Source organism: Bradyrhizobium sp. USDA 4011 (assembly GCF_054063415.1).
In genome coordinates, this window is the sequence record NZ_JBSSGG010000002.1 from 92,406 (window position 1) to 105,569 (window position 13,164).

The following is a 13,164-nucleotide window of genomic DNA, read 5'->3' on the forward strand; positions in this document are numbered from 1 at the left end:
TTCGCGAGACGGTCGGTTGAGCGCCAGCGGCGCCGCGCCGACCGCTCTGCGAGACGTTTTTCTCCGTCTCCCGATCACGCCGCGATACGGCGTGCTTCTCCTGCTCCTTTTCCTTCTCCCTCGCCCGTCGCGGCGAGCTCGGCTTCGATAGCCGCGAGCTCCGCTCGCTTCTGATCGAGTTCGGCGTCGAACGCGAATGCCTCTCCGACCCGCGCGCCATAAGTGGCGAGTCGTTTGAGCGCCTCAGTGAGGCGATGCCGATACGCCTCCCGCTCGCCGTCGAAGTTGGACAGGGCATGTTCAAGCCGAGCGACGGCACCGAGCGGCGTCACCGTCACGGGAAGCTCGATCTCAAACTCCGCGCCGGTACGGTGAAGGACGGTTGTGTAGTGGTATCCGTCACGTCCCAGGCGCTGGCCTTCAAAGGTGAGGTCGAAGCCGCCGATCGAGGCGATGACCGTCTCCTTGTCGTGCTGACGCTGGACGAGGGTCAGGACCTCCTGCATGAGCGCCCGGCCGGCGAGCTTGCGCTCCCTCAAGCCCGTACCCGTCACGGTCATCGCGAAGGCGTCTCCCGCGGTCGGCACCAAGCGCACTATGTCCTGCCCGATCTCGCTGATGCGACGGGTGGCGCGCTCGAGCTCGCGCTCGGCATCGCGAATCTGGCGGCGAATGGCATGCTGGTCGTCGATGTGGGCGGCGCGGAGCCGTTCGAAGCGAGCGATCTCGGCCTCAAGCCCCGCCTTCTGCATCAGGCGCGGATCGCCAGACGCGATCGCCTTGGCCATCGCGAACTGGTTCGCCTGGCCCTCGCCAAGATCCTCGAGGCGGCGCACGCTGGTATCGCCAGAGAGCGCGGCGGCGATGAAGCGGGCCTTGCGCTCGTTGTTCTGCCACATGGTTGCGTCGAGCGAGCCGAGCGTCGCGTAAGCAAAAATGTCGACTTCGTAATGCTGGTTGCCTTGCCTGACAATCCTGCCTTCGCGCTGCTCGATCTGCGACGGCAGCCAGGGGACGTCGAGGTGATGCAAGGCCTTCAGGCGAAGCTGGACATTGACGCCGGTGCCCATCGTGTCGGACGAGCCGATAATGAAGCGTACCTTGCCGGCATTGAAATCGTTGAACAGGCGCTGCTTCGCCTCGGATTTCCTAAACTCCTGCATGTAGGCGATCTCGGAGGATGGCACGCCGAGGCGAACGAGCTCGTTCCGGATCCAGCGATAGGCCGAGAAGCCGCGCGAGGCCTCAACGGAAATCGTCCCGAGGTCGGAGAAGATGAGCTGCCCGGCACCGGGCGTTTCGAAGGGCTGGCCGTCTTTGCGACGATAGATGTTATCGCCAGTCTCCATCCAGATGCGAAAGGCATTGGCGATGAGGGCGTTGAGCTTGTTGCCCGCCTCGTTGTCCTGGCCTCGATCGACCAGGCGCAGGTCGATCGCGGCGTGCCGGCCATCGGTAATGACCGAGAGGAGAATGTCATCGCCCGGCTCCGGCGGGCGGTCGCGTTCCTCGATGGCGGTGATGCGCTCATCCAGCAGGCGCTGGTACGCCTTGAAGGCTGCGGTCGGCTCCGCGGTGATGATCTGGCGTTTGCCGCCGGCGATCTGTGGGACCTTCACATAGTCGCGCAGGTGCTCGGGCAGCACCACGTCGGCAAAGGAGCGGAACATGGCGATGAGTTCGGGGACGTTGACGAACTGGGCAAAGCGCGTCACCGGCCGGTATTTGCCCGAAGGCTGAAGCTCGAGTTCGGTCGACGTGTCGCCAAAGGTGGACGCCCAGGCGTCAAACTCGTGCAGGCCACGCTCGCGCAGCGCCGCGTGGTCCATCAGCCGCTGCACGGTGAACATTTCGCCGAGCGTATTGGTGATCGGCGTGCCGGAGGCAAGCACGAGTGCGCGGCCGGGGTTCTTCATGTCGACAAAACGGGACTTCACATAGAGGTCCCAGGCGCGCTGCGAGCCGTTCGGGTCGACACCGCGCAAGCTGGTCATGTTAGTGGCGAAGGAGAGCTTCCGAAACTCCTGCGCCTCGTCGACGATGATCTGGTCGACGCCGATCTCCGACAACGTGAGCAGGTCGTCCTTGCGCGACGCTAGCGCCTCCAGCCGCTCCTTGTGGCCTTCCTTCATGCGCTCGACACGCTTGCGCGAAAGCCCGTCCTGCGTGTCGATGCGGGTGAGTAGCTCTTCATAAGCCTCAAGCTCGTCCTGAAGCATCTGCTGCTCGAAGGCGGACGGAACGGGAATGAACTTGAAGGCGGAATGGGTGATGATGATCGCGTCCCAGTTTGCGGTTGCGGCCCGCGAGAGGAAGCGATGGCGCTTCTCCTTCACGAAATTCGTCTCATCGGCGACGAGGATCCGGGCGTTCGGATAGAGCGCCAGGAACTCACGCGCGGCTTGCGCCAGGCAATGGCCTGGCACGACGAGCATGGCCTTGTTGATCAGGCCGAGCCGGCGCTGCTCCATGATCGCGGCCGCGATCGAGAGCGTCTTGCCGGCGCCGACGGCGTGGGCGACGTAGGTGCTTCCGGAGGAGATGATGCGCCAGATGGCACGCTTCTGGTGTCCGTAGAGAGAAAAGGCGCCTGAGGCGCCCGGAAGCTGGAGATGCGACCCGTCGAAGTGGCGGGGGACGATGTTGTTGAAGGTGTCGTTGTAGAGCCGCGCGAGGCGATCCGTGCGGTCCGGATCGGACCAGATCCAGGTCTGGAATGCGGTTTTGATTTTTGCGAGCTTCTCCTTGGCCGCCTCGGTTTCGACGGTGTTGAGGATGCGCCGTTCGCTATCGACCTCCTTCACCGTGTCGAAGATCTGCGGGATCGACGAGTTCAGCGCGTCCGAGAGGAGCTCTCCGGCGTGACGGCGGTGCGTGCCCCATTCGGTCGTGCCCGCCGCCGTCCACGATAGTTGCCGCGCATTCACGGTCCAGCAGGCAAGCTCGGCCGTGTGGTGGATGGTGATGTCGGCATCCATCGTCTCCTTGACGAAGGCGATGATGTCGGCCGCGGGGATCCAGGGCGCGCCGAGGCGGGCCGTGATGTCGGAGGGGCGAAGATCTGGCGGCTGCACCCGCTCGAGCGCCGCGACGTTGCGGATGAACGATGGGTCGAGCGCGACGGCGGCACGTGCGGCCGCGAGCTTGGAGCGCACGGCGCCAGAGAGATAGGCGTCCGCTGTCAGCCACGCGCCGCTTTCCGGATCGCGGAAGATCGCATCACCGAGTTCATCGATCACAGTGTCGACATCGCCGTGCAGGAGCTCAGCGACGTGCTCCGGGTCGACGGCGCCGCGCTCATTGAGCACCACGGCAAGGGCGTCGACGGCCGAGGTGATGACTGGCGCAGGCGGCGGCGCGATCACACGCTCGGTGAAGATCGGCCCCGGTTTCGCGGTGTTGCTCTCGAGGTCGTAGTCCTCGATCGAGGCAACGAGCCAGCAATCGGGATCGTCCGCGAACGGCGCAAGATTCGGCCGGCGGTGCGTTTCCCGAGCCTCGCCGGTCTCTTCATCCTCGATCAACGACACCACGGTGGTGTTGATGGGTCCAAAGTCCCGCACGAAGCTCGACCAGGCGATGCGAAGCCGGACCTGCGGCTGTTTCCAGGATTGGTCCGTTTCCTGGGATTTGAGGATCTCACGCACGGCGTCGCGGATCGGGATCAGCTTGCGGATGATGCGCGCGTGCTTTTCGAAGATGCCATCGGTGGAGCGCCCCTTCCTGATCTTGATGGTGACGGCTGCGCCGTCGACCATCTGCATCAAGGCGCCGTTCGACCCGATGAAATAACTGCCCTCGCGGATGGAGGGATCAAGCTCCTCCCGGCCCGCATGAAAGGCAGGCTCGGCGTCACCGGGGCTGACCGTCTCCGGCTCGCCGTCGTAGATGGCTCCCGGGAGATGGAGGATCGCGGCAGAAAGCGCCTCATCCAGATCGCCGCGGGAGCGCGGCAAGCAGGTGTAGGTCTCGCCGTATGGACCCGAAACTAGCGCATGTTCACCAAGCACCATTTCGGGATGTTCGGCAAAATACCTGTTGATTCGGATCGCTCCGCTATCCTCCGTCTCCGCGCGGACCTCGGCGAGGTCGAGCCACGCGCCGCCATCGGCAGGTTCGCCATGACGGCGCTTTCGGAAGAAAAGGACATCGACCACGACGTCGGTCCCGGCATCGGCCCGGAAGCTTCCCTCTGGCAGGCGGATCGCTCCGGCAAGGTCCGCCATCGAGGCGATGTGCCGACGTGCAGCCGCATCTGCCTTGTCCATGGTGCCGGAGGAGGTGACGAACGCGGCAAGCCCGCCGGGCTTGAGGCGATCGATCGACTTTGCGATGAAGTAGTCATGCAGACGCAGGCCGAGCGCGCGGAACGCGCGGTCGCTGCGCACGGCGCGGTCAGAAAACGGCGGGTTACCGATTGCAAGGTCGAAGTGGGACTTCAACTCCGCCCGCGCAAAGTCCTCGTTGAGGATCGCGGCGCGAGGCTGCAGCAGCTTCGCGATCCGCGCGGTCACGGGATCGAGCTCGACTCCGGTGACGTGGCAGAGGTCGCGCAACGGGGCCGGCATCAGGGCCGGGAAGAGCCCGCTGCCAATGCCCGGCTCAAGGATCCGGCCGCCTCGGAAGCCAACCCGCAGAAGACCTGCCCAGACGGCACGAACTATGAATTCCGGCGTGAAGTGGGCGTATTGGGTACAGCGCGCGAGTGAGGCGTAGGCGCGTGCGTCGACGAGATCCTCAAGCTGTTTACCGATGTCCTCCCAACCCTTGCGGAACTCATCCTCACCCAAGCGCCGAAAAACACCATTGGCGAGCTCCGACGCGCCGAAGCCGATGAAGCGGATGAGCTGCGCCTGCTCCTCAGAGGTCGCCGGACGATGGTCAGCCTCGATCCCGGCTGCGAGGCGGATGGCGGCGAGATTGTCCTGCGCGCGACCGCGCCAGCTCTTCGCAAGCCCGCGGTTGCCAACGAGATGGAAATTCTCACCCAAGGACACTGCGGGCTTCGACGCGGTAGACGCAGCCGGAAGGGGAGGAGCATTGGTTGCTGGCGAGATAACGTGATCATGCTCTGCCGCGGAAGGAAAAGCCGTTACCCCGAGGCCGAGACCTGATGAGAGTGAGCTATTGCTGAACAGATCGAGCGTGAAGGGATCGTTGAGCGCCATTGAAATTTCTCCTTGTGGCGAGGGCGCGTGTCGCCGGTCCGCAAGCAGGCGGGTGACGGCGTTCACAGTGGGTTGGAGGAGGGCCCGGACGGTCTGCCGGCGCCGAAAAAGCGAAGCCCGGCGCTTGGCCGGGCTGGTCGCAGGTCGTCAGGGGCTTGGACTATCGGTTGTCCGTCGAGGAAGGGACTTGACGAGCAGCCGCCGCCTTGGCCGCCTCGATCCGGAATTCCTCAAGGATGTCGGTCGTGGACCGGTAGCGGATGGCATCCACCGTGATCAGCATCACGCTGCCGCCGAAGCCATCCGGACGCATCTTCGTGCAGGTAAACGCCGTTGTGACCACGATTTCGTCGATCGCCGCCGAGCGACGTACGATGTCTTGAAACATCCGGTCCCAGCCGGCGTCGGGGTCGGTGAGATCGACGTCGATATCATCAGGCGGATCGTCGCTGGCGTCCGCGTCGTATCGCGAGAGCAGGCCGATGACGTGGTCACCTATGCTGCTCTGGCCGTGATCGCGGGACGCCGCCCAAGCGGTCCGCAGATCGTCGATGGACAAGGTGACGACGTCGCTCGGTCCACACCATGAATAATAGTAGATGCCGCCTTCGCTATTCTCGCTGTCGAAGACGAGATCAAGGATCAGGCGTTCCAACGGTGTCATGTCCACAGCCGGGATATCCGGCTGGACGACGGTCGGGGAGTGATAGTCTGCCATATTGCCCTCCTCAGGCCGCAAGCGGCGGAAGATGGCGCAGCTGCACGGGCAGCTTGGCGGCGACCTCGTCGTCGGTGAGATCGTCGAGAAGCTTCAGCACCGTGCCCGCCCCTCCGCAATACACCAGCACGGTGCGCTTGCCTTGCAGCGCGGCGGGCCAGCGCTCGCCGGCATAGCCGCGATAGTCGTCGTGAGTGCTCGACCAGATGTGCTCGAGGCGTTCGTCGCGAGTCATGGCGCGGACCGGCCGCGATTCGCGCTCGATGATGGCCCGCTTCATGCTCTCCGGGGTGCTGCGATCGGAGAGGTCGCAGTATCCATGGAAGAAGCGCTTGCGGCCGTCGATCCAGAGCGACAAGAAGACGCTCGTCACGCTATCGGTCACGAATTCGCGCATCGCGAACATGTCGCCGCGCATCCATAGCGGCGGCAGGATGTCGAGCATGTAATCGTGCTCGGACTCCGCGATCTCGAACCATTCGCCGGCGAAGAGGTGCCGTGCCTCCCCCGCGGCCATGGCCGGATTGCCGCGATGACGGTTGAACATACGATACATGTCCTGGCGCGTGGCGACGCCTTCGAAGACTTTGCGGATATTGGGTGAGGTGTGCATCGGCGGCTCCCTTGGCCTGGCCGGGCTGAAGCGCGAGCGATCCGTCTGATCTCTTCGTCACTTCAGCCCTTCATCAGACCTCCTCGCCGGCCGCCTCACCGGTTCGGCGGGTCAAGGGCCGCGGAACGCGGGCGAAAGCTTCACCCTTGACGCGCTGGCCGGGCATGCGGCAGCGCCTCAATTCCCTTTCATTTTTCCTTTCTCATTTGTTCGATCTCCTTCTCCTGCCAATCGCCGGCAGCATCAGGGCCGCACTGATGACGGCCTTGCCGCTGCGACCACCGGCCAAGGCTTGCGTCCGCTACTACATCAAGAGGTCGCCGTCAGGGCCTTCAGATCCTCATTCCAGTCGTCGGCGCGCGGTCGTGATCGCGCGTACCCCACGCTCGCTTCTGCGGCGATCGCACGAACACGAGCCGCATAGACGTCGCCCTGCCGATTGTTGTCGGTTGCTGCCACGAGGTGGACGTTGGCGCGCTTGGCCAGACCACGGATGGCTTCATCCGTTGCCGGGGACCAGCCGCCGCCAGTGCTGACATAAAGAGTGTCGGACCGCAGGTCCTCGATCGCGGCAAGGCTCATGGCGTCGATGGCCGCTTCAGTGATGCAGATCCGCTCGAACTCGGCCGGTCCCAAGCGGAATAGCTCCTTGGTGCCGTCAGTGGCGAAACCGCGCCATGCCGGCCCACGCTCCTCCCAACCCGTGACGGCTCCGGCAGAATCGCTGTGCGCCGCCCACATGCTGCCCTGGGGGCCCTCTCGCAACCGATCGCAGGCGACGGCCTGCTTCAGGATGTCGGCCGGCAGGGCGCGCTCGCCGGTGAGATAGCGCCAAGCTGGCGAGCCGGGGCGCGGTCTGAAACGACGTCTCCACCGCTCTACAATGGACGCTAAGGCTTTGGGCCTTGCCGTGTGCTGCCATGCTGGTGCAGCGGGGACGAAGCCAACAACATCTGCAACACGCTCGGATGCTTCGACGAACCCATCGGCACCGAGGTGTACGGCGAGCGAAAACACGTCCCCTTTCGCCGGTGACAATGGATCAAACCAGCCGCGACCTTCGTGGATGACGATAATGATGTTGCTGTCGCGGCGATATTTGATTGCGCGGCGGGTGCTTTCCTTGACGTCGACCTTCCAGCCGTCCTTCTCCAGCAGGGCGGCGCAACCGACCTTTTCGCGCAGCTCTTCGATTTCTTTCTTGTCCATTTTTCTGCTCCGGATCTCGCGCAAGCGACGTCCGACCCTTTCGTCTGTTGGTCTCACCTGTTCCAAGTTTCCACGGAACATCACCGACCGGCCGCGAAGCCTGCCGGACGCAAGGGCGCGCGGACAAGCTGTCGAATTTGTCAGACACCTGGGCGCGGCAACGCTTCCCTTGCAGCCGGCATGGCGCCAGCGGCAGCCGGTCACCCGGCTCAATGAGCCGGGCACCAGGGGTCGTACTCATGAACGATGGCGTCCTGATCGCCGTCGTACTCGCTGGAGACCATCACGCCGAACTCGCTATCGGTCTGAAAAAGGATGACCGGCACCATCAGCGTGCGGGCGAGATCAAAGGCGTGGTTCTGAGCGAGAGTAAGATTGTGCGACATTGAAAGGCTCCCGTCTTGCGGCGGGGACCATCCCCGCTCGACAGGCGCCCGACGTGTTCGGGGACGGCTGCGGTCACCTCGAGAGGCGAAGCCGAAGAGGTCGCACGCTTGCGTCGCGAACCCCTTGCGGGTTGATCGCGGAAGGCCGTACCTGAACCAAGGAAAGCCCATTTGAGAGCGGGGCTGGTCCTTGTCCGGAAGCATGGTGTGCCGAACCGCACATCCTTCGTCCGCGGAGCGCCCATGCCGCCTTGATCCGGGCGGCGCAAGGACACGTGTGATCCTTTTGGGTGAGACGGCGAAGGCGTGGTGACGCCTGCAAACGAGCTAAGTCAGCTCGACCAACGTGTAGTCGGCTCTGACACGGTGCGAGCAGGAACTCTTCTCGCCGCCGACAAGGGTGTGAATGAGAGATCGGTGTTGCCGCCTAACCTGATCGGCGTGGCAGGTGATCCTCTTCGGCAAGGTCGAAGAAGCGGGTGAACTCGCCTTAAAATGTCATGGGCACCGTACCTGTCGGACCGTGCCGCTGCTTAGCGACAATGACCTCCGCCTTGCCACGAGCGGCGCTCATCTCCGATTCCCAAGCGAGATGTTCGTCGGTACCGGGCTTGGGCTCCCTGTTCTTGAGATAATATTCTTCACGAAACACAAACAATACGACATCGGCGTCTTGCTCAATCGAGCCGGACTCGCGAAGTTCTGAAAGTTGCGGACGTTTTTCATCGCGGTTCCCGACCAACCGTGAAAGCTGGGATAGCGCAATGACTGGCACATTGAGTTCTTTGGCCAGCGCCTTCAACCCGGTCGTGATCTCGGTGATCTCCTGCACCCGATTCTGCGCCGCACGCGGCGACTTGCCCTGCATGAGCTGAATATAGTCGACGATAACGAGGTGCAGTCCTCGTTGTCGTTTCAAGCGGCACGCACGGGCCGCGAGTTGAGCGATGGAGACGGCGCCGGTTTGGTCGATAAAGAGCGGCAGCCGGCGCATTTTCTGACGGCATTCGAGCAGCTTGCCGAAAGCTGTCGCGTCGATGTCGCCACGCCTAATGTCGGAGGAGGGGATCTCTGTTTGCTCGGAGATGACGCGAGTGGCAAGTTGCTCCGACGACATCTCCAGCGAGAAGAAAGCAACGATGCCACCAGCTGTCGGTCTTGCCGAGCTATCGACTTGCTGCGTGGCATCGTAGGCGCTTGCCACATTGAACGCTATGTTGGTGGCTAGAGATGTCTTTCCCATGCCGGGCCTACCGGCGATGATGATGAGGTCTGTTGGCTGCAGACCTCCCATTTTGGCATCGAGGTCCTTGAGACCGGTTGCAAGGCCAGAAAGCCTGCCCTCGCCTGGTAGGCTTCTGCGGCTCTATCGATAGCGCTGTCCAGCGCAGTCTCGAACGTCTCGAAGCCCCCACCATAGCGGCCCGTTTCGGCGATTTCATATAAGAGCTGTTCGGCGTGCTGGATCTGATCCGCTGGAGCGCAATCGACGGGCGCTTCAAATGCGCCGTTGAGCATGTCCTCGGCGACCCTGATCAACTCACGCCGGACCGCAAGATCGTAGATAGTCCGGCCGTAATCGACCGCGTTGATGATCGTGGTCGCCTCCGCGGCCAGGCGCGCGACATACTGCGCGATCGACATTCCAGCGACAACGAGCGTGGCGGGAAAGAAGGTCTTAAGGGTGATCGGATTGGCCACTTTGTTCGAGCGGATCAGCTCGCTGATCACTTCAAAGATTTCACCGTGCAGCGGCTCGAAGAAATGATTTGCCTTCAGGAAATCGGCAACACGATGAAAGGCTTCGTTATTGATCAAGATGGCGCCGAGCAGCGCTTGTTCAGCTTCGATGTTGTGCGGCAGCTCGCGATAGGGCGAAGCCTGCGGCGATTTCAGCTTGAATACTGCTTCTGTCATGTTCGTCCGTCCGCCGGCCCAATGTTGAAGTGCAGGACCTACGAAGGACAAGGGATCATGCATGGTATAGGCGACGAATCGCCCTCGCTTGAGGAAGTGTACCGCCAATAAGGGCAAAACCAATCGATTCGCGCTACAATAGGCCGGGCCTGCCGCCCGTTTGCGTCAGGGATGGCAGCCCGCAAGGGGGAAGACCCGCTCGCGGGGCTTCAGCGCAGCCAACAGCCCGGCCCGCAGTGCGACGCCCATTTTCTTCGCCATCAGAATCGCACAACAGCCAGTGTATTTTCCGAGATCGATCGTTGAACGCCGCGATAGGCCTTAATCAGGTATTAAATTTCTGAATCGCTAGGCCTGATCGATTCGATAACTTAATTGGACGTCAGTTCCGACAATTGCGATTCTTGCGCATGTCCGAACTCACGGTGCCATACCTCGTGCTTCAACGTTGCGATCCGGCCCGCAATATGGCGAGGTTCTATGTACTCACGATCGAACCGACTCTGTTCGGTGATACGGCGCTGGTGCGCGAATGGGGACGTCTTGGCCAACGCGGCCGCCGGCGGATGGATCTGTTTGCCGGGAGAGTCCAGGCCGTGGAAGCGCTCGAGGATTGGCTCGTCCGCAAAACACGCCGTGGTTATGTACCAAAGAGTCCCGCGCCCTGGATGCGACCGCCCAGTCCGCAACCTGATTGAGCGGTCGATCTTGGGAGCACCCTACAAGCCGGACGAGTGTTTTGCGCATTACGGAAGCAATCCCTGCCGAAATGCGAGCGCCACAGCGTGCGGGAGGGTTAATGCAGCAAGATTTCGCCTGGCATTGTCCAGATGAAACTTCACACCTCGCGGGCTGACATCAAGAAGCTCTGCGATATCCTGCATGGTTTTGCCATCGGATATCCATCCGAGACACTGCCGTTCGCGCTGTGTCAGCGGGTTGATGCTCCCGTCGCCTACCAAGGCGCGTCCGATCTTGGCACTCACGTGCGCATGGAAGGTGAGACCCACCATTTCCAACATGTCTTGCGAGCTCTCGATGAAGCGATCGAATCCAAGACTGCGTTCGTCCACGGCCAGCGTGAACGCCGCAAACTGATTCTGACTTGAGGGAATGCGTACCGTCAGACCGGTCCTGATCTTGAAACTCAGGGCATCGTCAAACAGGCGACGCTGTTTCGCCGACTTTGCGCTTCGCGCTGACCGTCCATCCCATAGGACCATCCGGCTTGTGGTTCGCGGTTCCTGAAGGACGGGGTCGATGTTGTCATATCCTTCCCGAAAATAGTGGCTGGTCCAACTCTTCGGATAGGATGAGATCAGACTGGGGCCGTTCGCGCGCTGCCCAAAATAAGCGAACCACCGGAATCCCAAGGCATGCGCGGTTCGTTCCGCGATGCGCTTAAAATCATCCTCCGTACGGGCAGAATGAAGACAATCGACCAATTCATTGCATGTTCTTTTGACATCTTTCATTGCGCGACTTCAGCTATTCCAAGTTCCTAGAACGTGAGCACTTCGACGTTTCGCGCTCTACGTGCAGGCCGTGTATGGTGAGGTTGCGGCAGCTTTGCGGCACGAACAATTCGGTACCGTCCTGTCAGAACAACAGCAGCAACGCGAACCCACGACGAAGGAGAAAAAAACCTCTGGACCGCGGCCACTCAAAGCAACCATTTTTCTTCATTTGCAAAGGTGAAGGAATTCCATTTCCTGCGCTGTCAGATCCGCGCGTCACGAACTTATAGAGTTTCCAAAGTGCGCGCGGATAACTGCGCCTTGCGAATGCGGCTCGCGACCCAGCAGAACCACAAGGCCCTGTCAGAACTGACAGCGCAACGCCGTGACCGTGACTGCTTTCTTGATCTCGAAGCTGTGATTCGTAAGTTTGAGGTTAAGAATGAAGGTCACTGTTCGCACGCGTGCGGCGCTCCTGCACGATTCTGAACTGGCAATGGGAATGCACCGCCTGCGAGGGCGTGTGTTCAAGGAACGACTCGACTGGGACGTCTCTGTCCGCGACGGATTAGAGATCGATCAGTACGACACCTTCAAGCCGACTTATCTCCTGGCGCTCGAGAAGAGCGACGTTGTTGGCTGCGTTCGCCTTTTGCCCACCACCGGACGCAACATGCTGGCCGATACGTTCCCGGTGTTGCTGGATGGCAACCCGGCGCCGAGGGCGGCCAGAATCTGGGAGAGCTCGCGCTTCTGCGTTGACACCAAGAGTGCGGCGGCAACAGCAGAGAATGGTCTGCGCAATGCGACGTTCCTGCTGTTTGCAGCCATGATCGAATGGGGGCAGCAGCACGATCTTCAGGCCATCGCAACGGTCACTGATCTGCGCATGGAACGCATCCTGCGCCGGGTCGGATGGCATCTCGATCGCCTCGGCACGCCTCGTCAAATCGGGACGACCAACGCCGTGGCTGGATTGCTGCCGATCAGCGAGGAGGCGCTCGGCGCGATCCGAGCGGCCGGGCAGATTTCAGGGCGTGCAATTGACGCGCCGTCGAACCTAGCGATCGCAGCCTAGCATCGAACGTCTCAGCTCCTCACAAAAAGGCTCTCAACATGGATCCCGCTGCATTCGCGGCTCTTGTCGAGCGATGTTCCCCGACGACAATGGTCCGGCCGCTAATGGCAATCGTGCGGCAGGCGAGCTCGTTCGAGCCGTTGCTCATCACGATCGAAGGGCGCAAGCCGATTCCAATTCAAGCCACCGACCGTGAGGAAGCCATCCAGCTCGCGACCGAGGCTATCGCCGCCCGCCAGCAGGTCCGAGCCGGTCTCGCTCAACTTGATGCCGAGGAAACAAAGAAGGCTGGATTGACGGCTGCCACGACGTTCGATGCGTGCCAGCACATTGCTGGCCTTGGCAGACTGTTCGATGCGCGCCTGCAAGCGGCGAGCATGAAAAGCGCGGATCGCGACCAGGCAATCGCCAAGGTTGTCGCGAGCTTCGCGCCCAAGGCTTCCGGTCAAGTCTCGGAGCCCGGTGAACCGATGGCGACCACCGGGCGTGATCGTCCCACCGGCGATACAACAATCAATCCACCGGCCGCCTCTGCCAGCGAGCGCCGGCCCTGGGACGTCTATCGCTCGGGACTAGGCACGTCAGCCTTTGTTTACGAACGATGAAGATCGCCGTTTT

9 protein-coding genes and 1 pseudogene are annotated in these 13,164 nt (G+C 62.0%); 3 read left to right on the forward strand and 7 right to left on the reverse strand.

From position 1 onward, the window contains the following. Positions 1-74 precede the first annotated feature (74 nt). The 6 genes and pseudogenes from ACVW1C_RS40820 to ACVW1C_RS40845 all read right to left on the reverse strand — a co-directional run bounded on the left by ACVW1C_RS40820 (position 75) and on the right by ACVW1C_RS40845 (position 10,011). Positions 75-5,168 carry a helicase-related protein gene (locus ACVW1C_RS40820; RefSeq protein ID WP_319335182.1) on the reverse strand — a complete coding sequence of 1,698 codons (5,094 nt, stop codon included), beginning with the start codon at positions 5,166-5,168 and terminating at the stop codon, positions 75-77. Positions 5,169-5,328: 160 nt separating this feature from the next. Beyond that, a complete protein-coding gene (locus ACVW1C_RS40825) occupies positions 5,329-5,886 on the reverse strand; it encodes a hypothetical protein (RefSeq protein WP_049819864.1) in 558 nt (185 codons plus the stop codon). Positions 5,887-5,896: 10 nt separating this feature from the next. Further along, positions 5,897-6,499, reverse strand: a complete 603-nt coding sequence (locus tag ACVW1C_RS40830; RefSeq protein WP_028133107.1) for a DUF1419 domain-containing protein — start codon at positions 6,497-6,499, stop codon at positions 5,897-5,899. A gap of 309 nt (positions 6,500-6,808) precedes the next feature. Continuing rightward, entirely contained in the window at positions 6,809-7,708 is a 900-nt protein-coding gene (locus ACVW1C_RS40835) for a DUF3991 and toprim domain-containing protein (protein WP_028133106.1), read from the reverse strand. Positions 7,709-7,917: 209 nt separating this feature from the next. After that, entirely contained in the window at positions 7,918-8,094 is a 177-nt protein-coding gene (locus ACVW1C_RS40840) for a hypothetical protein (protein ID WP_028133105.1), read from the reverse strand. 490 nt (positions 8,095-8,584) lie between these two features. Then, positions 8,585-10,011, reverse strand: a pseudogene (locus tag ACVW1C_RS40845) (replicative DNA helicase). A gap of 410 nt (positions 10,012-10,421) precedes the next feature. Here ACVW1C_RS40845 and ACVW1C_RS40850 point away from each other — a divergent pair. Beyond that, complete coding sequence (locus ACVW1C_RS40850) at positions 10,422-10,709, forward strand: WGR domain-containing protein (protein WP_080672093.1); 288 nt, start codon at positions 10,422-10,424, stop codon at positions 10,707-10,709. Between the two features lie 48 nt (positions 10,710-10,757). Here ACVW1C_RS40850 and ACVW1C_RS40855 read toward each other — a convergent pair whose 3' ends face one another. Next, complete coding sequence (locus tag ACVW1C_RS40855; RefSeq protein WP_028133104.1) at positions 10,758-11,486, reverse strand: helix-turn-helix transcriptional regulator; 729 nt, start codon at positions 11,484-11,486, stop codon at positions 10,758-10,760. A 424-nt stretch (positions 11,487-11,910) separates the two neighbouring features. On the opposite strand from ACVW1C_RS40855, the gene ACVW1C_RS40860 reads away from it, so the two are divergent. Beyond that, positions 11,911-12,546, forward strand: a complete 636-nt coding sequence (locus ACVW1C_RS40860) for an acyl-homoserine-lactone synthase (protein WP_049819863.1) — start codon at positions 11,911-11,913, stop codon at positions 12,544-12,546. Between the two features lie 38 nt (positions 12,547-12,584). Further along, entirely contained in the window at positions 12,585-13,151 is a 567-nt protein-coding gene (locus tag ACVW1C_RS40865) for a lysozyme family protein (protein ID WP_028133102.1), read from the forward strand. The last annotated feature ends 13 nt before the right edge of the window (positions 13,152-13,164 follow it).